Genomic DNA, 25,905 nt, shown 5'->3' with positions numbered 1-25,905 from the left:
GTGGGCCAAGCACCATCGGGCGCCAGCAAGTGCGCGCGGGGGCGTTAAAGGTCCTGTTCGTACCGGACATACGGCACGGTGCCGTCGTCCGTCATCGGTGCGTTGGGCGAGAAGGGATTCTTGCCGCTGGTGACGATGTTTTCGGCGCCCACCGTGAGCTGGCCGCTCCAGGGGGTGTGCCAGGTCAGGCCGACGCCCAGGCCTTCCCACTTGCCGGGCTGGCCCGGGGCATCGACCACGCGGCCGACGATGCTGCCGCTGAAAGAGCCGTAGCCGCCACCAACGCTGAGGCTGCGGCTGTTCCACTGGTCAGGAATGTTGGTCAGCTCGGAAGCTGGCACCAGGCGCGCGTGCGCGACCGTGCCACCAATGGTGACGAAGCCTTCGCGGCCGATGTTCTTCTGGCCGAACACGGCCAGATCGTTCTGCTCGAATCGTCCGGCCGAAGGGCCAGCGCTGCCAGGGAGCATCCAGGCGGGCAGGAGGTCATGGCCGCTGCCGAGGCTCAGGCCGACCTTGCCGCCTGGACGGCTGAGGGTGGCTTCGGCGTCGAAGCGCTGGCTGCTGCCGGGCGAGGTGTCGTCGTCCAGCATTGCGACATTGCATGCGGTGATCAGGCTGGTGATGCTGTTGCCGATCCCGCTGCGGTTGTTGCAGAGCAGGCCGAGCGACTCGCCGGAATCCAGTCCGAAGGCCGCACTCAGCGTGTTGCGGCCTATCCGCCAGCGGGCGCCGGTGGCGGCTTGGCTGGTCGGTTCCAGGATGAGTGCGCCTTCCACCTGCCCGTTGCTGTTCCATACCGGCAACATGGTCGTGCCCAGGGTGCTCCTGGACTGCGCGAACGCGCCCGTGCTCGCTATGGAAACAGCGAGCAGCAGGGTCATCAGCGATCGGCGGGGACGCAGGCGCATGGTTCGGTTCTGACTGACGCAGACGGGAGAAAGTTCCGGTCGCGTGATGGAACCCGAAAGATACTGGATTTATGTTTATTTAACAAGTTGCAGGGCTGGGGAAACCGTGCCGCTCGTCAGCAAATCACTGAAGTCGTTCCGATCCACTGGCCATCAACGGCGCGCCATCGAACAACCTGGAGATCTCTTCCGGACTGAAGTGGTAGCTGCGGCCGCAGAACTCGCAGCGGATCTCGGCCTGGCCACTGTCAGCGGCGGCCATGGCTTCTTCGCGACCCAGGGAGGCCAACATGCTTTCCACGCGTTCGCGCGAGCATGAGCAGCCAAATCGCAGGGGCTGGGTGTCGAGGAGGGACACGTCTTCCTGGTGGAACAGGCGGTGCAGCAGCTCGTCCTGCGGCGTGTTCAGCAGCTCGTCGCGCCCCAGGGTGTCGAACAGCATGCCGGCACGCTGCCAACCGTCGGAATCGCCTTCGTCACCGGGCAACTTCTGCAGCATGATCCCGGCGATCTGATCGCCATCGGCGGCCAGCAGCAGGCGGGTCGGCAGCTGCTCGGACTGCAGGAAGTAATCCTGGAAGGCCGCGTCCAGCGTCGAGGCGCTCAGTTCGACCAGGCTCTGGTAACGCTGGGGCTCGCGCGGGTCCAGGCCGGGATTCTCGATGGTGATGGCCAGCAGGGCGTCACCCCCGAGTGCGGACAGGTCGCGCGGGGCGTCTTCGCCCTCCAACAGCTGGACGATGCCGCGGACGGTGCCGGCAGCGGTGCATTCGGCAAACAGCGTGCGCAGGCCGACGCTACTGCGAAGCTGCACCGACAGGCGCCCGTCGATCTTCACATGGCCGGTGAACAGCGCCGATGCGGCCACGGCCTGGCCCAGCAGCTCGCGCGCGTTGGGCGGGTAATCGCTCGGCTCGCACAGGTCGGCCCAGGCCTTGCGCAGGTGCACGCTGACGCCGCGCACGCCGGCCTCCGGCAGCAGGAATCGGGTGCGCAGATCGGCGAAGGGCGGAGTCGGGTTCACGGGAGATGTCCAAAATGCGGGCCACGCAGGCCCATCGAGGCGCCTGATGTGTGGGCGCGCGCGTGGGTTTCCAAGCGCGGGGTGCCGTGGTGGCCGCGGGCGGGTGCCGGTGAACGGGTAACATTTGCCGCCAATCGCACGGCCTGCCAAGGATTTCCGTCATCGACGCCATGCCCGTCCTTTCGCCCCGTCGTCGCTGGCTGCGCTGGTTGTTGGCGCTGCCATTGTTGGTCGCGGCCGGGACGGCACTGCAGGTGGTGGCGCTGCGCTTTGTCGACCCGCCGCTGTCGGCCTTCATGGTGGCGCGCCAGTTCGAGGCCTGGGGCGCAGGGCAGTGGGGCTTCCATCCCACCTATCAGTGGCGCGACTTCGACCAGATCGCACCGGCGCTGCCGCTGTCGATCGTGGCCGCCGAGGACCAGCGCTTTGCCACGCACTCGGGCTTCGACCTGCAGGCCATCGAGAAGGCGCGTGCCCACAACGCGCGTGGCGGACGTGTGCGTGGCGCCAGCACCATCAGCCAGCAGGTGGCCAAGAACCTGTTCCTGTGGTCCGGGCGCAGCTATGTGCGCAAGGGCATCGAGGCCTGGTACACGGTGCTGATCGAGCTGTTCTGGCCCAAACAGCGGATCCTGGAGGTCTACGCCAACATCGCCGAATTTGGTGATGGCGTGTACGGGGCGCAGGCGGCGTCGCGGACGTTCTGGGGCGTCGATGCCGCGCACCTGAGCGCTGACCAGGCCGCGCGCCTGGCCGCGGTGCTGCCGGCGCCACGCAGCTATAGTGCCGCTCGCCCCGGGCCTTACGTCGCCCGACGCGCCAGCTGGATCCAGCGCCAGGTGCGCCAGATCGGTGGCGCCGGCTACCTGCAGACCCTGGAGTAATCGATGGCCGAAGAGCGCCTGACCGTGGTGATTGCCGCGCGCAATGAAGAGGATGCATTGCCACGCCTGCATCCCCGCATCCGCAGCGTGCTCGACCGCCTGGATTCGGTGGCCAGCCGCGTGCTCTACATCGACGATGGCAGCACGGACCAGACCTGGGAAGTGATGCAGCGCCTGGCCGCGTCCGATGCGGGGGTCGAGCTGCTGCGGCTGTCGCGCAACTTCGGCAAGGAAGCCGCGCTGACCGCAGGCCTGGACCTGGTGGCCGAAGACAGCGCAGTGCTGATCCTGGACGCCGATGGCCAGGATCCGCCGGAGTTGATTCCGCAATTCGTCTCGGCCTGGCGTGCCGGTCACGACAACGTCTATGGCACCCGCGTCCTGCGTGAAGGCGAGGGCTGGCTCAAGCGCGCCACCGCGCACGGCTTCTATCGGGTGATCGGGCGCTTGTCCAAGACACCGATCCCGGCCGACACCGGGGATTTTCGCCTGCTCTCGCCACGCGCGCTGCTGGCGTTGAGGCAGCTGCGCGAGCGCCATCGCTTCATGAAAGGGCTGTTCGGCTGGGTGGGCTACGACCAGCTGTCCATTCCCTACCATCGCGAATCACGGATTGCCGGGCGCAGCAATTTCGGTGCGTGGAAATTGTGGAATTTCGCGCTGGAGGGCATCACCAGTTTTTCGACGGCGCCGCTGCGCGCGGCCACCTACCTCGGCCTGCTGGTGGCGGCGCTGGCGTTCGTTTACGGGGTCGTGATCATCGTGCGTGCACTGGTCCATGGCGATCCGGTCGCCGGCTGGCCCAGCATGATGACGGTGGTGCTGTTCCTGGGGGGCACGCAATTGGTTGCGCTCGGATTGATCGGCGAATACCTGGGCCGGCTGTACGAGGAGGCCAAACAGCGGCCGCTGTACCTGGTCCAGCAGTGGATGCCGGCGCGGGAAGGCGTATCCTCCGGGACAACCGATACTGCCGGAGCGTCCCATGCGCACAGTGAAGCAGTTGCTGGAAGGCAAGCCCGCTGAAGTCATCGCAGTGGAACCGGATCAACCGGTGTTCGATGCGGTCCGCAAGATGGACCGGCACAGCGTCGGCGCGGTGCTGGTGATGCGCGGCGAAGTCCTGGTGGGGATCCTGTCCGAGCGCGATTACGCGCGGAAGGTCGTGCTGCTGGAGCGGTCCTCGCACAACACCCGGGCCGACCAGATCATGACCTCGCAGGTAGTGACGGTCGAGCCGCAGCAGACCGTCGCGCACTGCATGGAGGTCATGACCCGGCGCCGGTTCCGTCATCTACCCGTGGTGGAGGAAGGGCGGGTGATCGGTGTGATCTCGATTGGCGACCTGGTCAAAGCGGTGATCGAGGAACAGCAGGCGGACCTGGACGCGCTGCAGCGCTACATCGCTTCCTAGCAGCGCCCTCTACTTGGCGTACTTGCCGCCGCAGTCGCTGTCCTTGCCACCGCCTGGCTCAATGGTTGCCAGCAGTGCGGCGGGCGGGGCGATGGTGGCCAACACCACCGCAATCGCGCCGCGCAGGCCCAGTTTGGCCAGGTTCGGGTGGAACGAGGGATCCTTGAACGTGCCGCCGATCTCCAGTGGCGTGCGGAAGCTCAGGAGGCTGCGGTCCTTCGGTCGTGGTTTGAGCTCCAGGTTCAGCGCTTCGTTCTTCAGATTGATGTCGCCGCTGCCCAGCACGATGGTATCGGTGGTGTCGAAGGCCATGCTGCGGGCCTGCATCAGTCCATCCTTCACCTCGAAATCGGCGAAGGCGCAGCGGATCGGCACCTGTTTGTCGCGGTCGAACAGATAGCCCAGCGACTGCATGACATCCAGGCCCGCCAGCTCGACCAGCAGTTGCGGGATGTGGCCCTTGCCCATGCCGACACCGATGTCGCCGTTGGCATTGCCAGCCATGGCGGCGATGGAGTTACCGGACGTGCTGATCCTGATGTCACCACCGATGCGCCCGACCGCACCTTCGGTGAGCTTGGCGTCGGGGAACAGCTGGCCCAGGTTGAGCTGGCGTACCGCGATGTCGGCGCGGGTGCGGATGGTGGGGTTGCGCGCGTCCATGCGGATCTGCGAGCGAACGTTACCTCCGGCCACGCCGAAGTTCAGTGGCTGCAGCTGCAGCAGGCCATCGGTCAGGGTCAGGTGCGCGTCCATATCGTCGATGGGCAGCTTCGGTGCATTGATGCGCCTGGCTTTCCAGCGCACGTCGGCATCCATCGAACGAAGCTTGGACAGATCGTAGGGATCCTGCGGCAGCACGCGCGGATTGGCGGCCAGTTTTGTGGCTTGGGCAGTCTGCGCCGCGTTGCGGGTTTCGCCTGCGCCGCCCTTCGACGGCGCGCCAATAAAGCCGGCCAGGTCGTCGAAATCCAGGCGTTTTGAGGTCAGGTCCGCTTCCAGCTTCAAACGCTGGCCACCGACGGTCACCGCAGTCGATCCACCCAGGTCGCTGTCGCCGACCTTGCCGGTGAAGCGGTCGTAATGCCAGGTATTGCCGGTCCGGGTCAGGGTGCCGTCGAAGGCGTATGGCGGTGACTGCGGAATGGCCACGCCAATCAGTGGATACAGGTCAGCCAGGTCCTGGCCGGACAGCGCCATGCGCAGCTCGAAGCCGCCAAGATGCAGTGGATCGACCAGCGTGCCGCGTGCGCGCGCTTTGGTCGCGCCGGCTGCGGCGTGGAGGTCGATGCGATACGGGCGCTGGCTTTCAGCCAGGTCCAGCGGCGACTGGATACGGCCGCCCAGCGTGAAGGCATTCGCGCCCCAGCGACCGGTGCCGGTCAGGTCGATGGGGGGCGCCCCGTACTGCGCGTCGGGCTTGCCGCTGCTGGCTTCAATGCGCAGGTCGGTCTTGTTGGGCCGATCCAGATAATGCAGGCGGGCGTCGTCGACGATCACCGTGCCGAAGGTCGGCGTCATGCCTGCATCCTGTGCGTCTGTCGGCGTCTGGCCTTGCAGGATCCAGTTGCCGCCGCCCTGCTGGGCGGTGCGCGCTTCCAGTTCCACCACCGGTTGGGTGATGCGGATCGCCGGCAGATGCAGGCTGCGGTGGAAGATCAGCTGACCGAGCGCGACATCGATTTCCAGCCGCTGCACCCTGGCCATCTCCGGCGCGGTCTTGATCGCCCAATCGGCGTTGGCCAGGCGCAGGCCATCGACACGCACCGTGGTGATGCGGCCCAGGTCGACGTCCAGGTCGCCATCGATATGGAAGGCGCGACCGGTCTTGGCTTGCACCGCGCGTTCGACCGGCCCTTTGAACCAGTTCCAGTCCCAGAAGATGATCAGCAGCACGATCAACACTGCCAGGATGCCCAGTACAGTCAGGATCGGGTGGGTGCGTGCGAGGCTGCGCGACGGTGCAGGATTGGCATTCATGCGGGCCACTATCTGCAGCCCGGGTGTTCACGCCCTGCGAAAACGCGAACTGGCGTTCAGTTTGCCTTGACGCAATGCGTTTGCAGTCAGGCGACGTGATGCAGGCGCGGTACCAGCACCTGGCCGGTCACCGCGACGAAGTGGCAGACGCTGCCGGCCAGCACGAACAGATGCCAGATCGCGTGGAAATAGCGCACCGAATCGCGTTGGTAGAAGTAGGTGCCCAGGGTGTAGAACAGGCCGCCAGCCAGCAGCCAGCCCAGGGTGAAGTTGTCGACCGACTTCAACAGGGGTTCGATCGCGACCACGACCAGCCAGCCCATCGCCAGGTACAACCCGGTCGAAAGCAGCCTGAAACGGCCGGTAAAAAACAGCTTGAACACCACGCCGAACAGGGCAATCGCCCACACCGCGGCAAACATGCCCCAGCCCCACGGACCGCGCAGCCCGATCAGCAGGATCGGCGTATAGGTGCCGGCGATCAGCAGGTAGATCGCGCAATGGTCGAAGACCTGCAGCCGGGCCTTGGCCATCGGATGCTGGATGGCGTGATACAGCGTGGACGCCACGTAGAGCAGCAGCAGGGTGGAGCTGAAGACGATCGCCGTGCCCAGCTGCCAGCCGTCGCCATACAGCGCGGCCAGCGTGATCAGCACCGCGCCGCCGGCCAGGGCCGCCACCGCGCCCAGCCCATGGGTCAACGCGCTGGCGAGTTCGTCGCGCAGGTTGGTTTCGGGATGTGCCTGTAGGGCCATGGCCTGACTTTATCGCAGTCCATTCTCATCTTCGCGGTGGGCATGGCCAGAATGCTGCCTCGCACCTACGCGATATTCAGTTTGGGGTGCGTGTCGCGGGTCAGTCGGCCAGCGTGCTGTGGGCGTGTTCGCGGGTTGCGCGGAAGATCACGTCTGGCGCGCGTTCCTGTGCCAGCTGCAGGTTCACCCGGGTCGGGGCCAGGTACACCAGCTCGCCGGCCGCGTCGATGCTCAGGTTGGTCGCGTTCTTCTCGCGGAATTCTTCCAGCTTCCTGGCGTTGCTGCATTCGATCCAGCGCGCCGTGGTCACGGCCACCGGCTCGAAGCTCGCATCCACGCCGTATTCGTCCTTCAGGCGGTAGGCCACCACTTCGAACTGCAGCACGCCGACCGCGCCCAGGATCAGGTCGTTGCTCATCAGTGGGCGGAAGAACTGGGTAGCGCCTTCCTCGGATAGCTGGGCCAGGCCCTTCTGCAGCTGCTTGAGTTTGAGCGGATCGCGCAGCCGCGCACGGCGGAACAGCTCCGGCGCGAAATTCGGAATGCCGGTGAAGCTGAGCGATTCACCTTCGGTGAAGGTGTCGCCGATGGAGATCGTGCCGTGGTTGTGAATGCCGATCACATCGCCCGGCCAGGCTTCGGCCGCGATCTCGCGGTCGGACGCCATGAAGGTCAGCGCGTTGGCCAGCTTGTGTTCCTTGCCGGTGCGCACATGGAAGGCCTTCATCCCGGCGCTGAACCTGCCCGAGCACACGCGCATGAACGCCACGCGGTCGCGGTGCTGCGGGTCCATGTTCGCCTGGATCTTGAATACGAAGCCCGACAGTTTTGGTTCGGAGGGCAGCACGTCGCGGCCGGTGGTGGCGTGGACCTGCGGCGGTGGCGCGTGTTCGACGAAGAAATCCAGCAGCGGCTGCACCCCGAAGTTGTTCACGCCCGAACCGAAGAACACTGGGGTCTGCTTGCCGGCGCGGTAGGCTTCCAGGTCGAAGGGGTTGCTTGCGCCCTGCACCAGCTCCAGTTCGTCACGCAGGCTGGCTAGCATCCCCTTGCCGATCTTGGCTTCCAGGCCAGGCTCGTCCAGCGAAGCGAAGATGGTCGAATCCTGGCGGGTGAAGTTGCGGCCCGGCTCGTACAGGTGCACTTCGCCGGTGATCAGGTGGACCACGCCCTTCAGGCGCTGGCCCATGCCGATCGGCCAGGTCACCGGCGCGCACTGGATGCCGAGCACGGTTTCCACTTCATCCAGCAACTCGATCGGGTCCTTGCCCTCGCGGTCGAGCTTGTTGATGAAGGTCATGATCGGCGTGTCGCGCAGGCGGCAGACCTCCATCAGCTTGATGGTGCGCTCCTCCACGCCCTTGGCCACGTCGATGACCATCAGCGCCGAGTCGACTGCGGTCAGCACGCGATAGGTGTCCTCGCCGAAGTCGGCGTGGCCCGGCGTGTCGAGCAGGTTGACGATCTTGCCTTCGTACGGGAATTGCATCACCGAGGAGGTGACCGAGATGCCGCGCTCCTTTTCCAGCGCCATCCAGTCCGAGGTCGCGTGGCGCGCGGCCTTGCGGCCCTTGACCGAGCCGGCCATCTGGATCGCACCGCCGAACAGCAGCAGCTTTTCGGTCAGGGTGGTCTTGCCGGCGTCGGGATGGGAAATGATGGCGAAGGTGCGGCGACGCGCAGATTCGCTGGAGACTTCGGACATGGCGGTGGCGCCCGCACGGGCGCTTGGGGAATCTGGGAAGCCGACAAGTATAGCTTTGCCGGGCGGGCAGGGCTGCCAGCCCTAGGTGCCGGCCAGCAGCGTGGCCAGCTGCGAGGTCGAGGCCCGTGCCATCGGTTGTTCGTCCACTGGCGAAAGTGGCGCCTGGCGCAGGGCCATATGCGGCAGCACGACCAGGTCGAAATTCATCCCGTCGGCGACAAAGCCCCACACGGTGACATCGGCGCTGCGCTCGCGGTCCATGCGTAGCCGGTGCACGCGCGCGTCCGCGGGGATGCGATGGTCTTCCAGGAATCGGGCCACGGCTTCTTCGTCATCGCTGTGCAGGTGCAGCTGGACCGGCGACCGGGCATCGGCTGTGCCGTCCAGCACCGGGCCGACCAGTCGCGGCGAAAAGCCCGAAAAGAACGTCATCGCCTGCAACGCGGCTTCGCGCCGGCTGCGTAGCAGGTCGGCATGGGCTGGGCCCGCGAACAGGCGTTGGTGCTGGCGCAGGGCCTCTTCGATGTCTTGGTTGCGCGGCAGGCTGGCATCATCGTGGATGCCCAGCCGGCTGGCTGCTTTGCGCTTGGCCAGCTGGTAATCGTGGATGCCGCTTTCGGCGATCAGGCGGGCGGCCTCATGGGCGATCCGCCGCCGGCGTTCGGCAGCCTGGATCTGGGGGTGCTGGCGGGCGTGGTGCATGGCGGGCCTCCCGGTTGAAGGGACCACCGGACTCTACAGCCAGATCCCGCCGCGTGCCGTTGCAACGGCACGCGGAGGTTCGACATCAGAAGATGTCGAACGCGGCCTCGTCGGTGGCGCTCTCATCCTGCAGCGTGTCGTCACCCTGCATGCGATCCAGGTCTTCGACCTTGATCCACTCGGTCGCGCCGTTCTTGCTGACCTCGACCATGCCTTCTGGCGGGTCGTTGGGCGTGATCGGCTTGTCTTTCAAGGCCACGCGCATGTAGTCGATCCAGATCGGCAGCGCGGCCTTGCCGCCGTACTCGCGGTAGCCGAGCGAGCGGAAGTTGTCCTTGCCCACCCACACGGTGGTCACGTATGGGCCGGCAAATCCCGAGAACCACGCATCGCGGTGGTCGTTGGTCGAGCCGGTCTTGCCCGCGGTGTCTTCCCGACCGAGCACGTTGGCGGCGGTGCCGGTGCCGCGGCGGACCACGTCGCGCATCATCGACACCATCTGGTACGAGGTGCGTTCGTCGATCGCGCGCGGTGCCACGTTGGTGCCCGGGGCGGGCTGCGCGTCCTGGGCCGGATCAGGCTTGGAGGTGGCGATCGGCGTGGCCTTGGCCTGCGGATCCTGCGCCGGGCCGAAATTGAATCCGTCGACGACCTGACTCGGCGCCTGGGCGTTGGCGCCATGGCGGCCGCAGGCGCGGCAGGCGGTCGCGGGATTCTCCTTGAAGACGACTTTGCCCTCGCGGTCCTTGACCTCATCGATCAGCCACGGTGTCACCAGCGAGCCACCGTTGGCCAGGGCCGCATAACCGCGCGCCATCGAGAGTGGCGTCAGGGATGCCGAACCCAGCGACATGGACAGGTTGGGGGGCAGCTCGGCCTCGTTGAAGCCGAACTGGCTGATGTACTTGCGGGCGAAATCCACGCCGATGGCATCGAGCAGGCGCACCGACACCAGGTTCCTCGACTGCACCAGGGCCTCGCGCAGGCGCATCGGCCCCTTGAACTTGCCGTCGTCATTGCCCGGACGCCAGACATGGCCGCGGCGGTCGCGGAACACGACGGGTGCATCCAGGACGATCGACAGCGGGTTGAAGCCCTTTTCAAACGCGGCCGAATACAGGAACGGTTTGAAGCTCGAACCTGGCTGGCGTCGCGCCTGGGTGGCGCGGTTGAACTTGTTGGCGGCAAAGCTGAAGCCGCCGACCAGGGCGCGGATCGCGCCGTTGTTGGCATCCAGCGATACCAGGGCCGACTGCGCCTGCGGCAGCTGGTCCAGGGTGTAGGCGTACTCGGGCCTGGTTTCGGGATCTGCCGGCTTTTTGTCATTGCCCGCATCCTTGCGCTCGGCGCCGACGCGGACCAGGTCGCCACGTTCCAGCAGCTTGCCCGGCGTGCGGCCAGTCCATTTGCTGGCCGAGGCATTCAGGATGATCTGTCCGGCATTGCGGGTAATGACGGTGGCGCTGTCGCCGGAGGTGCTGGCGACGATGACCGGGTCCAGCCCGCCTTCGGAAACGATGCCGGCCAAGTGCGCGGCCAGGGACTCGGCATCGGCGTCGGAAGTCACATCGAAGTGCTTTTCCGCCCCGCGCCAGCCATGGCGGTGATCGTAGGTCGCCAGGCCGTCGCGTACGGCCTTGTCAGCTGCAGGCTGCAGCAGCGGGTCGATCGTGGTGGTGACGTGGTAGCCCTTGTCCAGCACGTCGCCGCCGAACTTGGAGACCATTTCCTGGCGCACCATCTCGGCGATGTAGGGCGCATAGACATCGATCGGCCGCTCATGCGGCGCGGCGTGTGGTACTTCGGCCTTGGCCTGATCGGCCTGGGCCTGGGTGATGTATTTGTCTTCCAGCATGCGCTGGATCACGTACACGCTGCGCTGGTGGTTGCGCTCGGGGTTGCTGATCGGATTGCCGCTGGAAGGAAACTTCAGCGAGCTGACCAGCGTGGCCGCTTCGCCCAGGCTCAGGTCCTTGAGTGGCTTGCCGTAATAGAACTCCGACGCGGCGGCGATACCGTACGAGCGGTTTCCGAAGAAGCTCTTGTTGAGGTACAGCTCCAGGATCTGGTCCTTGCTGAGCATGCCTTCGATCCGCATGGCCAGCATCATTTCGGCCAGCTTGCGGGTGTAGCTGTACTCGTTGCTCAGGAAGAACTGGCGCGCCACCTGCTGGGTGATCGTGCTGCCGCCGGCCACGCGGCCATCCTTGGTCAGCGTCTGCCAGACCGCGCGCGAGATGCCGGTGGGATCAATGCCGCCGTGCGTATAGAAATTTGAGTCCTCGGCTGCCACGAAGGCGTGCTGGACATCCTTGGGGACCTCCAAAATGTCGACCGGATACCGGCGCGTCTCGCCGAACATGCCGATCAGCTTGCCGTCATTGGCATAGACATACATCGGCTCCTGCAGCTGCACATCGCGCAGCGACTGGATCGAAGGCAGCTTCGACGAAATGGAGTAATAGAAGAAGCCTAGAATCACCGCGCCTGCCAAGGCGCCAACCAAACACAAGCCAATCGCCCAGCGGAGCAGGCGGCGGAAACGGGACATCAGGGAGGCTTCCGATTGCACAATTCGTGGCACGGGAGTATAGATGCATCCGGAAGTGGGGGTCTGCTTCCTTGGGGGAAACAAACACTTGGGCGACATCCTTATGGGAATGCGGCAACCCTTTGCGGTTGGTGCTCAAGGGCTTGCAAGTTGTGAAAAATTCATCATTAATGTGAGACTGGGCTGAACCAGTCCAAAACAGTTCTGCCGGTTCGGAAGGGGATACACCGTGGGGCTCATCCCGAAAAGCCAATCTACGCTCATCGGCGTGGATATCAGTTCGACTGCGGTCAAGCTTCTGCAGCTGACGCGTATCGGCAACCGTTTCCGCGTGGAGCACTACGCGGTGGAACCGCTGCCGCCCAATGCGGTGGTGGAAAAGAACATTGTCGAGGTCGAAGCGGTTGGCGAGGCCATCCGTCGCGCCGTGACCCGCGCCGGCACCAAGGCGAAGAACGCGGCTGCGGCGGTCGCTGGCTCGGCGGTGATCACCAAGATCATTCCCATGCCCGCCGACCTGGACGAAAACGAGCTGGAAGCCCAGATCGAACTCGAAGCGGTCAACTACATCCCGTATCCCATTGAAGAAGTGAACCTGGATTTCGAGGTGCTCGGGCCGCTGCCGAGCAACCCGGAAATGGTCCAGGTGTTGCTTGCGGCATCACGCTCGGAGAACGTCGAGCTGCGCCAGTCCGCACTGGAGTTGGGTGGCTTGACCGCCAAGGTCATGGACGTGGAGGCCTTCGCGGTCGAGAACGCGTTCGCCCTGCTGGCCGGCGAACTGCCGGTGCCGCACGACGGCGTGGTCGCGCTGGTGGACATTGGCGCCACCATGACCACGCTCAACGTGATCCGCAGCGGGCGCAGCCTCTACAGCCGCGAGCAGGTCTTCGGTGGCAAGCAGCTCACCGACGAGGTCATGCGCCGCTATGGCCTGACCTACGAGGAAGCCGGCATGGCCAAGCGCCAGGGTGGCCTGCCGGAAAGCTATGAAGTCGAGGTTCTGGAACCCTTCAAGGAAGCCACGGTCCAGCAGATCAGCCGCCTGCTGCAGTTCTTCTATGCCGGCAGCGAATTCAACCGGGTTGATCAGATCGTGCTGGCCGGTGGTTGTGCGGCCCTGTCCGGTCTTCCGGAAATGGTTGAGGAGCAGCTGGGCGTGCCCACGATCGTGGCCAATCCGCTGGCGCAAATGACGCTGGGGCCGAAGGTCCAGGCACATGCATTGGCCCAGGATGCCCCGGCGCTGATGATCGCGACCGGCCTGGCCCTGCGGAGCTTCGACTGATGGCGAAAATCAATCTTCTCCCGTGGCGCGCGGAACGTCGCGCGCAGCGCCAGAAAGAGTTCTACGGCATGTTGGGCATGGCTGCTGCCATTGCTGCCGTGCTCGCGCTCTTCATCTGGTTCTATTACAACGGCCAGATCGACGGCCAGAATGACCGCAATGCCTTCCTTCGGGGCGAGATCGTCAAGGTCGATGCACAGATCAAGGAGATCGACGCGCTCGACAAGCAGAAGGACCGCCTGCTGGCGCGCAAGAAGGTCATCGAGGAGCTCCAAGCCAATCGCTCGCAGATGGTGCATCTGTTCGACTCGCTGGTTCGCACGATTCCCGATGGCGTGGTGCTTTCCAGTATCAAGCAGGATGGCAGCGTGCTGACGCTGAGCGGGCGTTCGCAGTCGAATGCACGGGTCAGTACCTACATGCGCAACCTTGAAGGTTCGGGGTGGATGACCAAGCCTGTGCTTTCGATCATCGAGGCCAAGAGCGATGACAAGGACAAAGCCGGCACTGTGCAGACTCCGGGCCGCGCGCTTCCCTACATGTTCACGCTGAAGGTGGAGCTGGCCACGCCCGTGGACCCGGGTACGCCGATGGTTGATCCGTCCGTGTCGCCTGCGGCAACGCCCGCTGCGGCACCTGCAGCGACGAGCCCGGCAGTGGTGCCGGCAGCACCAGCCCAGACGCAAGGGAGCCCGGCGTCATGAGTCAACGGAAAGTCAAGCTCAACGAGCTGGATTTCAACAACATCGGTAGCTGGCCCCAGAACTACAAGATCGGGTTCTGTGTCCTGATCGGTGCCTTCATCCTGATCCTGGCTTACCTGCTGGTGTTCCGGGGGCAGGGTGAGGAGCTTGAAGGTCTCGAGGGTCAGGAGTCGACGCTGCGTACCGAGTTCGAGCAGAAAGCAGGACGTGCCTCGAATCTGGCGCCCCTCAAGCAGCAGCTTGCGCAGATGGAGCAGGTGCTGCAGCAGATGCTGCGCCAGCTGCCCAGCAAGACCGAAATGCCCGACCTGATCGTGGATATCTCGCAGACGGCGCTGTCCAGCGGCCTGGCCAACGAGCTGTTCCAGCCTGGCGCGGAGTCTCCCAAGGAGTTCTACGTGGAAACGCCGATCGCGCTGCGGATGGTCGGCAGCTATCACCAGTTCGGCGCGTTCGTCAGTGGCGTGGCTTCACTGCCGCGCGTGGTGATCCTGACCATGCACGACATCTCGCTGCAGCCGGTGAACAGTAAGACCGGCATCACGAGCAATGGCAGCCTTGAACTGTCCGGAACGGTCAAGACTTATCGCTATATGGACGAGGAAGAGACCGCAGCGCAGGAAAAGGCAGCTGCGGGTACTCCGTCCAAGGGCAAGGGAGGCCAGCGATGAGCCGGGTTTCCTCCTCCTCCACCTCCTCGCGGCTGCGCTGCATGGTCGTCGTGACGGCAGTTCTGACTGTCGCAGGGTGCACCCGCGGCATCACCAGTACGCCGGGCGACGCGCCCAATCTCCAGGATTGGGTAGCCAACGTGCGGGCGCGTCCAGCGCCGCCGCTGGAGCCGTTGCCGGTGATGCAGCAGTTCGAGACCTTCGAATATGCAGCGCAGGGATTGCGCGACCCCTTCAGCACCGCCTGGGGTACCTCCGATTCCAGTGGCCTGCGGCCGGACCCGAATCGCCGCAAGGAAACGCTTGAACAGTACCCGTTGGACAGCTTGAAGATGGTGGGGACGATCGGAAGCGGTTCCGGTCTGGTGGGTCTGGTGATGGCGCCTGACAAGGTGACCTACCGCGTGTCGGCGGGGGCCTACATGGGCCAGAGCGATGGGCGTATCACCGACGTCCAGGAGAACCGTGTCGACCTTGTTGAGCTGGTGCCCGATGGTGCCGGTGGCTGGCTGGAGCGCCCAGCTGCTGTGACGTTAGACCAATGATTAGGGGATACAAGATGATCGCTTCCAACGCTCATGGCCTGCGACCCCTGCGGCGCGTGGCCACCCATCGGCTGTGTGCACTGGTCCTGGCGATTGCAGCCGTGGCTGGCGTGGCGCCGGTTGTCGCCGCGCCGGCTTCGGTCGCTGCGCCTGCTGTACAAGCCAGTCAGGTCCAGGTTTCGGATATCGACTTCCGGCGTGCGGATGATGGCTCGGGTCGACTGATCCTCAAGTTCGATCGAAAGGGCGCCTCTCCGGACCTGCGGACGGAAAACGGCAAGGTCATCGTCGACCTGGCAAACGCGGGCATGCCCGCCTCGCTGCAGAAGCCGATCAACGTGGTGGATTTTGCCACTCCGGTCCAGCGCATCGACGCGCATGCATCGGGCCGCGGCTCGCAGTTGGTGCTGGATACGCACGGCCTGGTCGAGTCGCTGGCCTATCAGACCGAAGACCAGTACGTGGTCGAGATCAGTCCGAAGGCTGGGAAATCAGCGGTCGGAGCCGCATCGACCCAGGTTGCCGGTGCTTCGCAGTTGACCGCAGCCGGTGCCAAGCCCTACTCGGGCAAGCCGGTGACGTTCAATTTCCAGGACGTGCCGGTACGCACGGTCCTGCAGCTGATTGCCGAAGAGTCGAACCTCAACATCGTCGCCTCCGATACGGTGCAGGGCAGTGTCACGCTGCGCCTGGTCAACGTGCCGTGGGACCAGGCATTGGATATCGTCCTGCGCGCCAAGGGGCTGGACAAACGTCGTGACGGCAGCGTGGTCTGGGTTGCACCGCAGCCTGAACTGGCCAAGTTCGAGCAGGACAAGGAAGACGCCAGGATCGCGATCGAGAATCGCGAGGATCTGATCACCGACTACGTGCAGATCAACTATCACAGCGCGACCGAAATCTACAAGGCGCTGACCGAGGCCAAGGGCATCGGTGGCCAGAGTGGTGGCGGTGGTGGTGGCGGTAACGGGAACCAGGAAAATGGATTCCTGTCCTCGCGTGGTCGCCTGGTTGCAGACGAGCGCACCAACACCTTGATGATCAGCGACATCCCGAAGAAGGTCGCGTCGATGCGCGAGCTGATCAGCGTGATCGACCGTCCGGTGGACCAGGTGCTGATCGAAGCGCGCATCGTGGTGGCGACCGACACATTTGCACGTGACCTGGGCGCGAAGTTTGGCATCGGTGGGACGCACACTTACAGCGATGGCAACGTGGCGACGATCGGTAGCAGTGCGACGGGCGGCGGGACTGCTGCAACCCGGGGCTTGAACGTCAGCCTGCCGGCGGGCTCCTTTACCGATGGCGCCACCACTGGCTCCGGTGCGCCGAGCCTGGCCTACACCCTGTTGGGCGCGAATTTCAACCTGGACCTTGAGTTGTCTGCCTTGCAGGAAGAGGGGCGTGGCGAGGTGATCTCCAATCCCCGCATCATCACTGCCAACCAGCGTGAGGGCGACATCAAGCAAGGTACCGAGATCGGTTACGTCACCATCACCGGCGGTACCTCGGGCACGGCGGCAACTCCTAATGTGCAGTTCAAGGAGGCGTTGTTGGAGTTGAAGGTCACGCCGACCATTACCCACGACGGCCGCGTGTTCCTCAACATGTTTGTGAAGAAGGACGATGTTGCCGATTACATCGAGCTTGAAGGTTACGGCACGGTGCCCACGCTGAACCGCCGCGAGATCAATACCGCGGTTCTGGTTGAGGATGGCCAGACGGTCGTGATCGGTGGTGTTTACGAGTTCACCGACAATGAGTCGGTGTCCAAGGTGCCGTTCCTGGGTGATATTCCATTCCTTGGCAACCTGTTCAAGAAGCAGGGTAAGCAGAAGAACAAGGCCGAACTGTTGATCTTCGTGACGCCGAAGGTGATCGCGGTTCGCCAGTAGTTCTACGCCGAACAGGCATGAAGAAAAACGGAGCCTCAGGGCTCCGTTTCTCGTTTGCATGCGTACTACTGGGGAGATCATGCGATGGGATCTGCTGTGGGCCTGCGAAAACGAAGCCTTCGCTGAACGCGGGACTCGGGTTAAGGTGAAGGGCGGAACCCCACAGACCTGCGCTGGTCGAATCCGCGCTGGCCCTGACCGTGAGATACAAGATGGAATCCTCCCCCGAAGTCCGTTCTCCTGCATCGTCTGCGCCACAGGCGCCATCGGACAGCCGCTTGCATGATGCGTTCATTGCGCTGCGCACCTCGCTGTCCGAGACGATCGTGGGCCAGCAAGCCCTGGTTGATCGCCTGCTGATCGCGCTGTTGGCCGATGGCCATCTGCTGGTGGAGGGCGCGCCGGGCCTGGCCAAGACCATGGCGATCCGGGCGTTGGCGGCGCGGATGGAAGCGGATTTCGCGCGTGTGCAGTTCACCCCGGACCTGCTGCCGGCCGACCTGACCGGGACCGAAGTCTGGCGTCCGCAGGATGGGCGCTTCGAATTCCAGGCCGGGCCGATCTTCCACCCGATCCTGCTGGCTGACGAAATCAATCGCGCGCCGGCCAAGGTCCAGTCGGCGCTGCTGGAAGCGATGGGCGAGCGCCAGGTGACGGTCGGCCGGCATACCTATCCGCTGCCACCGTTGTTCCTGGTCATGGCCACCCAGAATCCGATCGAGCAGGAGGGCACCTTCCCGCTGCCGGAAGCGCAACTGGACCGCTTCCTGATGCACGTCAAGATCGGTTATCCCGAAGCGTCCGCGGAAACCGAGATCCTGCGCATCGCCCGTGACCGCGCGCGCGATGCGCTGGCGCCGGTGCCCGAGCAGCTGTCCAGGCTGTCGCTGGACGACGTGTTCGCTGCCCGCCGTCAGGTTCTCGACCTGCACATGGCGCCAGCGCTAGAGCGCTATCTGGTTGAACTGGTGCTGGCCTCGCGCGATGCCGCGCGCTATGACGCGCAGCTGGCACGACGGATTGCGTGGGGCGCAAGTCCGCGTGGCTCCATCGCGCTGGAGCGTTGCGCGCGCGCGAGTGCCTGGCTGGCCGGGCGCGATTACGTGACGCCGGAAGACGTGCGCGCGGTGGCGCCGGACGTGCTGCGCCATCGTGTCCTGCCCAGCTACGAGGCCACGGCCGAGGGCTGGGATGGCGCGCGCCTGGTCGAGGCCCTGATCGAACGCGTCCCGCTGCCTTGATGGCGCGCACTCTGCAGACGGTGTCGCGCGTGTCGTCCTCCTCTTGCCCTGTTGCCTGCATGGCGCCCCGGTTGCATCCGGTTGGCGCGTGCCTGCGGCCGCACGCCTGAAACCGGATCGCGATGGCATCCACCTCTCCCGCGATATTGCAGCCGCCAGCCGAGGGCGATGGGTTGCGGCCGACGCTAGCCGAGTTGATCCAGCTGCGGGCGCTTGCCCAGCGCCGGCCTGCAGCGCGGCGTGGCAGCCATCACCTGACCGGCCCCGCGGCTTCACCGTTGCGCGGCCGTGGGATGGAATACGCCGAGTCACGCGAATACGTGGCCGGCGACGACGCGCGCCATATCGACTGGCGCCTGACCGCGCGTAGCGGCAAGCCGCACACCAAGCTCTTCCAGGCCGAACGCGAGCGGCTGACATTGATCGTGGCCGACACCGCGCCTGCGCTGTATTTCGGCACGCGCGTGCGTTTCAAATCAGTGCAGGCCGCGCGCGCCGGTGCGCTGGCAGCGTGGGCCGCGGTGCGTGATGGGGACCGGATTTCGGTCCTGCGCGGCGCCGGGCGCGAGCCGCCGGTGCCGCCGGCCTCGGGAACGCGCGGTGCGCTGCGGGCCCTGGACGGATTGATGCGCTGGTATTCCGACCGGCCCGACGATGACCTGGGATTGGCATCGGCACTGGAACACGCCCAGCGTGTGCTGCGCCCGGGTTCGCGCCTGGTGGTGCTGGCCGATCCGCGCAGTGTCGCAGCCGTGCCGGAGGTGCGCTGGCCTTCCCTGGCCGGGCATCATGAAGTGATCGTCTTGATGCTGACCGATGCGCTGGAACAGACGCCGCCCAGGACCACGCTGCCGTTCCAGTCCGGCGACCACCGGGTGGAACTGGACCTGGGCAACGCCAGCCAGCGCCAACGCTGGGGGCGCGAGTTCGTGCAGCCGCTGCATGCAGCGCTGGAGCGTCTGCCAGCCCGTGGCGTGCGCACCTATGCCTTGCGCGCCGATGCAGCCAGCGATGCCTGGCTGCCGCTGCTGGGGCGCGCGCCCGCGCCGGCGACCGCATGATCGGCGCTGCGTCATCGCCGCTGGTCCTGCGGGACGTGCATGTGCCGCCCGCGCCGAGCTGGTGGCCGCCGGCACCTGGCTGGTGGCTGGTGCTGCTGGCCGTGCTGGTGGTGTTTGCCATTCCCGTGGCGTGGTTGCTGTGGAAGCGCCGGCGTCGTCGGCGCCTGGTGATGCTGTTCGAGCAGGCCTGCACGTCGGCACTGGCGCCACCGGCCCAGGTGGCGGCGGCGTCCGAACTGCTGCGCCGCGCCGCGCGCCGTGTCGATTCCGCCGCCGATCGGCTGCAGGGTGATGCCTGGCTGCGGTTTCTCGATGGCAAGCAGGGCCGGGAGTTCAGCGAGGGCGTGGGCCAGTTGCTCAAAGACGGTGGGTTCCGCCCGCGGGTCGATCCGGGCCAGCTCGAACGGCTGCGCGAGCTTGCCCGTGGCCGCTTCGTGCAGCTGATGGAGGGCCGGCGGTGAGCCTTGCCGCGCAGTGGCTGCAGGAATTCCGATTGCTGTTCGGCGGCTTTGCCTGGCCATGGATGTGGGCCGCGCTGCCGTTGCCGTGGATGGTTGCCTGGCTGGCGCCTGCGGTCCGTAGCCAATCACCCGCATTGCGGGTGCCTTATGGCGAACGGCTGGATGGCATTGCGACCACGGGCACGGCGGTGCGCCGCTTCCACGTGAACTGGCTGGCTGCACTGGCCTGGCTGCTGCTGTGCCTGGCGGCGGCGCGACCGCAGCAACTGGGCGACGCGGTGACGCCACCGCAGGCCGGGCGCGACCTGATGCTGGCGGTGGACCTGTCCGGCAGCATGCGCGAACCGGACATGGAGCTGGGCGGGCGTCCGGTCGACCGCCTGACCGCGGCCAAGGCGGTGCTGGCTGATTTCCTGGATCGCCGCATCGGCGATCGGGTGGGCCTGCTGGTGTTCGGCAACCGCGCCTATGCGGTGGCGCCGCTGACCCTGGATCGCGATTCGGTCCGCGACCAACTGCGGGACACGGTCAGTGGGTTGGCCGGGCGCGAGACCGCCATCGGCGACGCCATCGGCCTGGCAGTCAAGCGATTGAGCAAGCAGCCAGCCGACCAGCGCGTGCTGATCCTGCTCACCGATGGCGTCAACACCACGGGCGCGCTCGACCCGGTGAAGGCGGCCGAACTGGCGAAGAACGAAGGCGTGCGCATCCACACCATCGCCTTCGGTGGCAGCGGCAACGGCATGTCGGTGTTCGGCATGCGCCTGCCGATGCAGGGCCAGGACGATATCGACGAGGATGTCCTGCGCACGATTGCCGACACCACCGGCGGACGCTTCTTCCGCGCCCGCGATACCACCGAGCTGGTGGGCATCTATTCGGAGCTGGACAAGATTGAACCGATCGCGCATCCGGGCCGTGCGGTCCAGCCGCGGATCGAGCGGTATCCGCTGCCGCTGGCGCTTGCCCTGGGCTGTGGCCTGCTGGCGTTGGGCTGGCGGGGGCTGCGCGCATGAGTCGCGGCGGCTGGCAGTGGTTCCTGACCGCGCTGAAGGAGTTCCATTTCCTGCGGCCGTGGTGGTGGTTGGCGCTGTTGGCCGTGCCGGTGCTGTGGTGGTTGTGGAAGCTCAGCCAGCGCCGCGCCAACGCCTGGCGTAGCCTGGTGGATGCGCACTTGCTGGCGCACCTGCAGGTTGGTGGCGGGCGTCGCCAGCGCCTGGCGCTGTTCGGCAGCATCGCCGCCTGGATCCTGGGTACGCTGGCCTTGGCTGGTCCGAGCTGGCGCCAGGAAGAACAACCCCTGTGGCAGACCCGCGCGCCGCTGGTGATCGCGCTGGACCTGTCCGACAGCATCAGTGCCAACGACCTGCCGCCTTCGCGCCTGCTGCAGGTCCGGGCCAAGCTGGCCACCCTGTTGCGCGAACGCAGCGGTGGCCAGGTCGGGCTGGTGACCTATGCCGGCGAAGCCTTCACCGTGGCGCCACTGACCGATGACGCGGCCAACGTGGCGTTGTTCCTGGATGCGCTGGAGCCCGGGATCATGCCGGTGGCGGGCAGCGATGCGGGTAAGGCCATCGCCCTGTCGCAGTCGCTGATGCGCCAGGCCGGGTTCGATCGGGGACAGGTCCTGCTGGTCACCGACCATGCCGACGACAGCGCCGATGGCGCCGCAAGCCGGGCTGCCAGCGCAGGCTTCTATGTTTCGACGTTGGGGCTGGGCACGGCAGCGGGTGCGGCCTACCGCGATACGCGCGGCCAGATCGATCGGGCCCAGTTGGATGCCGGGTCACTGCAACGCCTGGCTGCGGCCGGTGGTGGCACGTACCAGCCGCTGGGTGTCGGCGATGCGGATCTGAAAGCGCTCGGTGTTCTGGACCCGCAATCCGAAGATGGGCATGCGGCCCGTGGCGAGAAAGGTACGGCCTGGCGCGACCAGGGCTACTGGTTGCTGCCGCTATTGATGCTGCTGTGCCTGTTCGCGTTCCGCCGTGGCGGGGTGCTGGCGGCGATCGCGTTGTGCGTGGTGCTGCCGATGGCGCAACCGGCGCAGGCGGCTGACTGGTGGACCCGTGCCGACCAGAAGGTGCAGCAGCGCATCGAGCAGGGGGCGCAGGCGTATCGCAAGGGCGACTTCGCCGCGGCCCAGGCGCAGTTCAACGGCATCGACAGTGCCGATGGCCTCTACAACCAGGGCAATGCGCTGGCCAAGCAAGGCAAGTACGACGAAGCCATTGCTGCCTACGACGCTGCCTTGAAGCAACAGCCCGGCATGGAAGACGCCGTCGCCAACCGCGCCGCGGTGGAAGCGGCGCGCAAGCAGCAGCCACCGGGCGGGCAGGGTGGCCAGGGCGGCGAGAAAGGCAAGGACCAGCAGGATCCGAAGCAAGGCGGCCAGAACCCGCAGCAGGATGGTGGCCAGCAGGGCGACAAGCCGCAGGACCCGGGTCAGCAGGGTCAGCAGGACAAGTCGCAGCCATCCAAGGATCAGGATTCCCCCGGCAAGGACGATCCGTCGAAGGGTGCGGAACAGGCGGGGCAGGGCAAGCCTTCCGACGCCAAGCAGGACCCGCCCAAGTCCGCAGCCGAACAGCAGAAGGACCAACAGGCCGCCGACGCCGCCCAACGCCAGAAGATCCAGCAGGCCATGCAGCAGGGCGGGCAGGGTGAAGACCCGGCCAAGGCCGGGCAGGCGCAGGGCAAGGCGGAAACGGCCGACGAGCGTGAGCGCAGGCAGGCCACCGAGGCCTGGCTGCGGCGCGTGCCCGATGATCCGGGTGGCCTGTTGAAGGCCAAGTTCCAACTCGAATACCAGCGACGCCAGAGGGACGGAGAATGATGCGAGCCGACGCTTCCATGCAGGCCCAGCGCGGCACCACGGTCCTGCGCGCGACGGTGGCGCTGCTGGCGCTGTTGCTGCTGCTGGCCAGCGCCACGCCGGCACTGGCGGCCACGCGCGCCTGGCTGGATCGCTCGCGCACGGCCATCGGCCAGCCGGTGGTGCTGAGCATCGAAAGCGACCAGGAGATCAGCCAGCCTGATTTGGCGCCGCTGCAGCAGGACTTCGACGTGATCGATACCTCCAGCAGCCGGCAGATGGAAATGGTCAACGGCCGGGTCAGCCGCAGCGTCACCTTGGCCATCACCCTGCAGCCGCGCCGCACCGGTGAGTTGAGCATCCCTGCGCTGGACATCCAGGGCCAGCGCACGCCAATCCTGGGCCTGCGCGTGACCGAGGCACCGGCCGCGCAGCCGGGCAGCAGCAACGCCTATATCGAAACCGAAGTCGACGACCTGACCCCGTACGTGCAGCAGACCGTCGGCGTCACCCTGCGCCTGTTCTACGCGGTGCCGCTGGTGTCCGGGCAGCTGGACTTGGACCCGCCGCAGGGCATTTCGCTGCAGCGGGTGGGCGATGACGTGCAGTCCACGCGCGAGGTCAACGGCCGCCGCTACAGCGTGGTCGAACGCCGCTTCCTGCTGGTGCCCGACCGCAGTGGCACCTTGAGCCTGCCGGCGGCGCGCTTCTCCGGGCGTGGCGCGGGCGGCGGTGGGTTCTTCGACAGCATGCTCGGCATGGGCCAACGCAGCGAACTCAGTGCGGTCGGCCAGGTGCAGACCCTGCACGTGCAGGCCCAGCCGGACAACGCGCCGCAGCCATGGTTGCCGCTGGCCGACCTGCGCCTGCGCTATGCCACCGCGCCGCGCGCGCCCAAGGCCGGGCAAGCCAGCAGCTTCGTGGTCGAAGCCATCGCGCGTGGCGCGACCCGTGCGCAGCTGCCGGACCTGCCCACGCCCGCCGTGGATGGTGCGCAGGTGTTCGCCGAGCCGGCCGAATACACCGAAAGCTTCGACGGCGCCACACCGGTGGTGAAAGTCACCCGCCAGTATTCGCTGGTGCCCAGCGGCGCCGGAAAGCTGACGCTGCCGGGCCTCAAGATGGACTGGTGGGACGTCAAGGCCGACCAGCCGCGCACGGCCGCACTGCCAGACATGCAACTGGACGTGGCTGCCGGTTCGGGCAATTTCGCCGACGCCACGCTGCCCAAGCCGGCGCCCGCGGTCACGCCGGACAACACCACCGACGCAGGCCTGACGGATACCTCGGTGGCCACCGCAAGCGCCGGCAATGTGGGCGCTTGGGGCTCGCGCGATCCGCGCCTGTGGATGCTCATCGCCTGCGGGTTTGCACTGTTGTGGTTGCTGACCCTGGGCTGGATGGTGCTGCGCCCGCGTCGCACCACCGCGCTTCCGGCGGCACGCGTGGCGCCGGGCCTGCCTGCCGCCCCCGCGCAGCGCCCCCGCTACGGCCTGCCGGATCTGCGTCGCGCGCTGGAAACCGGCACGCTGGATGAAGTGGGCGAAGTGCTGGTCGGGATGGCACCCCCACCCACCCGCGACCTGGATGCGGTGGCGGCCAGGCTGGCCGATCCGGTGCAGCGTCGCGCGGTCGATGGCTTGCGCCGTGCGCGCTGGGCCGATGGCGATGGCACCCAGGCGCGCAATGCGTTGCGCGAGGCATTCGCGGCCGGCCCATCCTGGATCGGCAGACGTGCGCCGGAAGCCGGGCAAAACCCGCTGCCGCCGTTGTATCCGGAGCGCTGAACCTTACTTTTCCGTCATGCAGCCCGCGTATCGCGCGGGCTGGTCCGGTTGCGGCCGATGTGGGCCAACGCCTTTGCTAAGCTCCGGCGCTTCTTTACGCAGCAGCAGGATTCCCGCATGACCGACGCATCTTCCGGCAAGTCCAAGCTGCCCTTGCACTGGAAGATGGTGATCGGATTCGTGCTGGGCCTGGTGCTGGGCCTGGTGGTGCACAGCACCGTCGGCGCCGACGCCGCGTGGGTGACCTGGATCACCTCGCACCTGACCCAGCCGGCCGGCACCATCTTCCTGCGGCTGATCTTCATGCTGGTGCTGCCGCTGCTGTTCTCGGCGCTGGTGGTGGGCATTTCGGAAATGGGCGACGTGCGCTCACTCGGCCGGATCGGCTGGAAAACCCTGGGCTACACGATCCTCGCCTCGGGCATCGCCGTGGTCCTGGGCCTGGTGCTGGTCAACCTGCTCAAGCCCGGCGCCGGTACCGATCCGGCGACCGCCCAGCAGATGCTGGCTGCCGGCGCCGACCGTGCCGAGGCGATCATCAGCAAGGGCAAGGCCGCGCCGGGTGGGGCGGACATGCTGCTGTCGATCGTGCCGTCCAACGTGGTCACTGCAGCGGCCGACGACCAGATCATGGGCGTGATGTTCTTCGCGCTGATGATCGGCGTGGGCGTGGTCCTGGCGCGCAGCGAGAAGACCGCGGTGTTCCGCAATGCGGTCGAAGGCCTGTTCGAAATCTCCATGACCCTGATCACCCTGGTGATCAAGCTGGCGCCGTATGCGGTGTTCTGCTTCATGTTCAACCTGGCCGCGCTGTTCGGCTGGGACCTGCTGATCAAACTCGGCGCCTACGTGGGCGTGGTGGTGCTGGCGCTGGCGCTGCACATGTTCGTGGTCTATTCGGCGCTGCTGAAATGGGCCGGCTGGTCGCCGCTGAAGTGGTTCGCCGCGGTGCGCGAAGTGATGGTGCTGTCGTTCTCCACCGCATCCAGCAATGCCACCCTGCCGACCTCGCTGCGCGTGGCCGAAGACAACCTGCGCCTGCCGCGCAAGGTCTCGCGTTTCGTGCTGACCGTGGGCGCCACCGCCAACCAGAACGGCACGGCGCTGTTCGAGGGCGTGACGGTGCTGTTCCTGGCCCAGTTCTTCGGCGTCGACCTGTCACTGACCCAGCAGCTGACGGTGATGTTCGTCTGCATCCTGGGTGGCATCGGCACCGCTGGCGTGCCGGCCGGCTCGCTGCCGGTGGTGGCGTTGATCTGTGGCATGGTCGGGGTGCCGCCGGAAGGCATCGGCATCATCCTGGGCGTGGACCGTTTCCTGGACATGTGCCGGACCACGCTGAACACCACCGGCGACCTGGTCCTGGCCACCCTGGTGGCCAAGGGTGAGCAGGACGAGCCGGACCCGGACGTGGTCACCGCCTGACCCGGGCGATGCGAACGTTGATGTGACCGGAACGGCTAGGGATGGGACAATGGGGGTTCCCGGCGTGAAGCGCGCCGTCTCTTGCC

21 protein-coding genes and 1 pseudogene are annotated in these 25,905 nt (G+C 66.2%); 15 read left to right on the top strand and 7 right to left on the bottom strand.

Features of this window, described 5'->3' with window-relative positions; genetic code table 11:
- Nucleotides 1-44: 44 nt before the first annotated feature.
- Together O8I58_RS06765 and O8I58_RS06760 are read right to left on the bottom strand one after the other, a co-directional pair.
- Nucleotides 45-911: an XOO1806 family protein gene (locus O8I58_RS06765; RefSeq protein WP_298321651.1), complete on the bottom strand. Its 867-nt coding sequence runs from the start codon at nucleotides 909-911 to the stop codon at nucleotides 45-47.
- 196 nt (nucleotides 912-1,107) lie between these two features.
- A pseudogene (locus O8I58_RS06760) lies at nucleotides 1,108-1,908 on the bottom strand (Hsp33 family molecular chaperone HslO); the annotation flags it as partial.
- Between the two features lie 197 nt (nucleotides 1,909-2,105).
- Between O8I58_RS06760 and mtgA the strand changes: the two are divergent.
- From mtgA to O8I58_RS06745, 3 genes are read left to right on the top strand one after another with little or no spacing between them, the layout of a single operon-like run.
- Nucleotides 2,106-2,819, top strand: a complete 714-nt coding sequence (gene mtgA, locus O8I58_RS06755) for a monofunctional biosynthetic peptidoglycan transglycosylase (RefSeq protein ID WP_298321647.1) — start codon at nucleotides 2,106-2,108, stop codon at nucleotides 2,817-2,819.
- Between the two features lie 3 nt (nucleotides 2,820-2,822).
- The gene (locus tag O8I58_RS06750) at nucleotides 2,823-3,845 is read left to right on the top strand and encodes a glycosyltransferase family 2 protein (RefSeq protein WP_298321645.1); all 1,023 of its coding nucleotides are present in this window, start codon (nucleotides 2,823-2,825) and stop codon (nucleotides 3,843-3,845) included.
- A complete protein-coding gene (locus tag O8I58_RS06745; RefSeq protein WP_298321643.1) occupies nucleotides 3,805-4,233 on the top strand; it encodes a CBS domain-containing protein in 429 nt (142 codons plus the stop codon). Before O8I58_RS06750 ends, O8I58_RS06745 begins: the two co-directional genes overlap by 41 nt.
- A gap of 9 nt (nucleotides 4,234-4,242) precedes the next feature.
- Here O8I58_RS06745 and O8I58_RS06740 read toward each other — a convergent pair whose 3' ends face one another.
- The 5 genes from O8I58_RS06740 to O8I58_RS06720 all read right to left on the bottom strand — a co-directional run bounded on the left by O8I58_RS06740 (nucleotide 4,243) and on the right by O8I58_RS06720 (nucleotide 11,926).
- A complete protein-coding gene (locus O8I58_RS06740) occupies nucleotides 4,243-6,213 on the bottom strand; it encodes an AsmA family protein (protein ID WP_298321642.1) in 1,971 nt (656 codons plus the stop codon).
- A gap of 86 nt (nucleotides 6,214-6,299) precedes the next feature.
- Nucleotides 6,300-6,968, bottom strand: coding sequence for a PAQR family membrane homeostasis protein TrhA (locus O8I58_RS06735; RefSeq protein ID WP_298321641.1), 669 nt, complete (start codon nucleotides 6,966-6,968; stop codon nucleotides 6,300-6,302).
- Between the two features lie 100 nt (nucleotides 6,969-7,068).
- Entirely contained in the window at nucleotides 7,069-8,673 is a 1,605-nt protein-coding gene (locus O8I58_RS06730; protein WP_298321640.1) for a peptide chain release factor 3, read from the bottom strand.
- A gap of 81 nt (nucleotides 8,674-8,754) precedes the next feature.
- Nucleotides 8,755-9,375 (bottom strand): hypothetical protein, encoded by a 621-nt coding sequence (locus O8I58_RS06725; protein WP_298321639.1) that lies wholly within the window; start codon nucleotides 9,373-9,375, stop codon nucleotides 8,755-8,757.
- A gap of 85 nt (nucleotides 9,376-9,460) precedes the next feature.
- Entirely contained in the window at nucleotides 9,461-11,926 is a 2,466-nt protein-coding gene (locus O8I58_RS06720; protein WP_298321638.1) for a penicillin-binding protein 1A, read from the bottom strand.
- A 229-nt stretch (nucleotides 11,927-12,155) separates the two neighbouring features.
- On the opposite strand from O8I58_RS06720, the gene O8I58_RS06715 reads away from it, so the two are divergent.
- The 12 genes from O8I58_RS06715 to O8I58_RS06660 all read left to right on the top strand — a co-directional run bounded on the left by O8I58_RS06715 (nucleotide 12,156) and on the right by O8I58_RS06660 (nucleotide 25,819).
- Nucleotides 12,156-13,214, top strand: a complete 1,059-nt coding sequence (locus O8I58_RS06715; RefSeq protein ID WP_298321636.1) for a pilus assembly protein PilM — start codon at nucleotides 12,156-12,158, stop codon at nucleotides 13,212-13,214.
- Nucleotides 13,214-13,918, top strand: a complete 705-nt coding sequence (locus tag O8I58_RS06710; protein ID WP_298321634.1) for a PilN domain-containing protein — start codon at nucleotides 13,214-13,216, stop codon at nucleotides 13,916-13,918. Before O8I58_RS06715 ends, O8I58_RS06710 begins: the two co-directional genes overlap by 1 nt.
- Nucleotides 13,915-14,589, top strand: coding sequence for a type IV pilus inner membrane component PilO (pilO, locus tag O8I58_RS06705; protein ID WP_298321632.1), 675 nt, complete (start codon nucleotides 13,915-13,917; stop codon nucleotides 14,587-14,589). Before O8I58_RS06710 ends, pilO begins: the two co-directional genes overlap by 4 nt.
- 41 nt (nucleotides 14,590-14,630) lie before the next feature.
- Complete coding sequence (locus O8I58_RS06700; protein WP_298322813.1) at nucleotides 14,631-15,134, top strand: pilus assembly protein PilP; 504 nt, start codon at nucleotides 14,631-14,633, stop codon at nucleotides 15,132-15,134.
- 14 nt (nucleotides 15,135-15,148) lie between these two features.
- On the top strand, nucleotides 15,149-17,029 hold the full coding sequence (locus O8I58_RS06695) for a type IV pilus secretin PilQ (RefSeq protein WP_298321627.1): 1,881 nt from the start codon (nucleotides 15,149-15,151) through the stop codon (nucleotides 17,027-17,029).
- A gap of 212 nt (nucleotides 17,030-17,241) precedes the next feature.
- Nucleotides 17,242-18,270, top strand: coding sequence for an AAA family ATPase (locus O8I58_RS06690; RefSeq protein WP_298321625.1), 1,029 nt, complete (start codon nucleotides 17,242-17,244; stop codon nucleotides 18,268-18,270).
- A gap of 122 nt (nucleotides 18,271-18,392) precedes the next feature.
- The gene (locus O8I58_RS06685) at nucleotides 18,393-19,331 is read left to right on the top strand and encodes a DUF58 domain-containing protein (RefSeq protein ID WP_298321623.1); all 939 of its coding nucleotides are present in this window, start codon (nucleotides 18,393-18,395) and stop codon (nucleotides 19,329-19,331) included.
- Nucleotides 19,328-19,792 (top strand): DUF4381 domain-containing protein, encoded by a 465-nt coding sequence (locus tag O8I58_RS06680; protein ID WP_298321621.1) that lies wholly within the window; start codon nucleotides 19,328-19,330, stop codon nucleotides 19,790-19,792. Before O8I58_RS06685 ends, O8I58_RS06680 begins: the two co-directional genes overlap by 4 nt.
- A 62-nt stretch (nucleotides 19,793-19,854) precedes the next feature.
- Complete coding sequence (locus O8I58_RS06675; RefSeq protein ID WP_298322811.1) at nucleotides 19,855-20,808, top strand: vWA domain-containing protein; 954 nt, start codon at nucleotides 19,855-19,857, stop codon at nucleotides 20,806-20,808.
- Nucleotides 20,805-22,628, top strand: a complete 1,824-nt coding sequence (locus O8I58_RS06670) for a vWA domain-containing protein (protein ID WP_298321619.1) — start codon at nucleotides 20,805-20,807, stop codon at nucleotides 22,626-22,628. Before O8I58_RS06675 ends, O8I58_RS06670 begins: the two co-directional genes overlap by 4 nt.
- A complete protein-coding gene (locus tag O8I58_RS06665; RefSeq protein WP_298321617.1) occupies nucleotides 22,628-24,394 on the top strand; it encodes a BatD family protein in 1,767 nt (588 codons plus the stop codon). The genes O8I58_RS06670 and O8I58_RS06665 overlap by 1 nt, the downstream gene beginning before the upstream one ends.
- 117 nt (nucleotides 24,395-24,511) lie before the next feature.
- Entirely contained in the window at nucleotides 24,512-25,819 is a 1,308-nt protein-coding gene (locus tag O8I58_RS06660; RefSeq protein ID WP_298321615.1) for a dicarboxylate/amino acid:cation symporter, read from the top strand.
- Nucleotides 25,820-25,905: the final 86 nt, after the last annotated feature.

It is taken from the genome of Pseudoxanthomonas sp. (assembly GCF_027498035.1).
In the GTDB taxonomy this organism is placed as follows: Bacteria; Pseudomonadota; Gammaproteobacteria; order Xanthomonadales; family Xanthomonadaceae; genus Pseudoxanthomonas_A.
Note: the sequence above shows the minus strand (reverse complement) of the source record. Positions and strands in the feature narration are given on the sequence as shown.

What these genes read in the sequence shown, in the direction of transcription:
- O8I58_RS06765 (WP_298321651.1), bottom strand. Translation starts at nt 911, where the DNA reads ATGCGCCTGCGTCCCCGCCGATCGCTGATGACCCTGCTGCTCGCTGTT.
- mtgA (WP_298321647.1), top strand. Translation starts at nt 2,106, where the DNA reads ATGCCCGTCCTTTCGCCCCGTCGTCGCTGGCTGCGCTGGTTGTTGGCG.
- O8I58_RS06750 (WP_298321645.1), top strand. Translation starts at nt 2,823, where the DNA reads ATGGCCGAAGAGCGCCTGACCGTGGTGATTGCCGCGCGCAATGAAGAG.
- O8I58_RS06745 (WP_298321643.1), top strand. Translation starts at nt 3,805, where the DNA reads ATGCGCACAGTGAAGCAGTTGCTGGAAGGCAAGCCCGCTGAAGTCATC.
- O8I58_RS06740 (WP_298321642.1), bottom strand. Translation starts at nt 6,213, where the DNA reads ATGAATGCCAATCCTGCACCGTCGCGCAGCCTCGCACGCACCCACCCG.
- O8I58_RS06735 (WP_298321641.1), bottom strand. Translation starts at nt 6,968, where the DNA reads ATGGCCCTACAGGCACATCCCGAAACCAACCTGCGCGACGAACTCGCC.
- O8I58_RS06730 (WP_298321640.1), bottom strand. Translation starts at nt 8,673, where the DNA reads ATGTCCGAAGTCTCCAGCGAATCTGCGCGTCGCCGCACCTTCGCCATC.
- O8I58_RS06725 (WP_298321639.1), bottom strand. Translation starts at nt 9,375, where the DNA reads ATGCACCACGCCCGCCAGCACCCCCAGATCCAGGCTGCCGAACGCCGG.
- O8I58_RS06720 (WP_298321638.1), bottom strand. Translation starts at nt 11,926, where the DNA reads ATGTCCCGTTTCCGCCGCCTGCTCCGCTGGGCGATTGGCTTGTGTTTG.
- O8I58_RS06710 (WP_298321634.1), top strand. Translation starts at nt 13,214, where the DNA reads ATGGCGAAAATCAATCTTCTCCCGTGGCGCGCGGAACGTCGCGCGCAG.
- pilO (WP_298321632.1), top strand. Translation starts at nt 13,915, where the DNA reads ATGAGTCAACGGAAAGTCAAGCTCAACGAGCTGGATTTCAACAACATC.
- O8I58_RS06700 (WP_298322813.1), top strand. Translation starts at nt 14,631, where the DNA reads ATGGTCGTCGTGACGGCAGTTCTGACTGTCGCAGGGTGCACCCGCGGC.
- O8I58_RS06695 (WP_298321627.1), top strand. Translation starts at nt 15,149, where the DNA reads ATGATCGCTTCCAACGCTCATGGCCTGCGACCCCTGCGGCGCGTGGCC.
- O8I58_RS06690 (WP_298321625.1), top strand. Translation starts at nt 17,242, where the DNA reads ATGGAATCCTCCCCCGAAGTCCGTTCTCCTGCATCGTCTGCGCCACAG.
- O8I58_RS06685 (WP_298321623.1), top strand. Translation starts at nt 18,393, where the DNA reads ATGGCATCCACCTCTCCCGCGATATTGCAGCCGCCAGCCGAGGGCGAT.
- O8I58_RS06680 (WP_298321621.1), top strand. Translation starts at nt 19,328, where the DNA reads ATGATCGGCGCTGCGTCATCGCCGCTGGTCCTGCGGGACGTGCATGTG.
- O8I58_RS06675 (WP_298322811.1), top strand. Translation starts at nt 19,855, where the DNA reads ATGTGGGCCGCGCTGCCGTTGCCGTGGATGGTTGCCTGGCTGGCGCCT.
- O8I58_RS06670 (WP_298321619.1), top strand. Translation starts at nt 20,805, where the DNA reads ATGAGTCGCGGCGGCTGGCAGTGGTTCCTGACCGCGCTGAAGGAGTTC.
- O8I58_RS06665 (WP_298321617.1), top strand. Translation starts at nt 22,628, where the DNA reads ATGCGAGCCGACGCTTCCATGCAGGCCCAGCGCGGCACCACGGTCCTG.
- O8I58_RS06660 (WP_298321615.1), top strand. Translation starts at nt 24,512, where the DNA reads ATGACCGACGCATCTTCCGGCAAGTCCAAGCTGCCCTTGCACTGGAAG.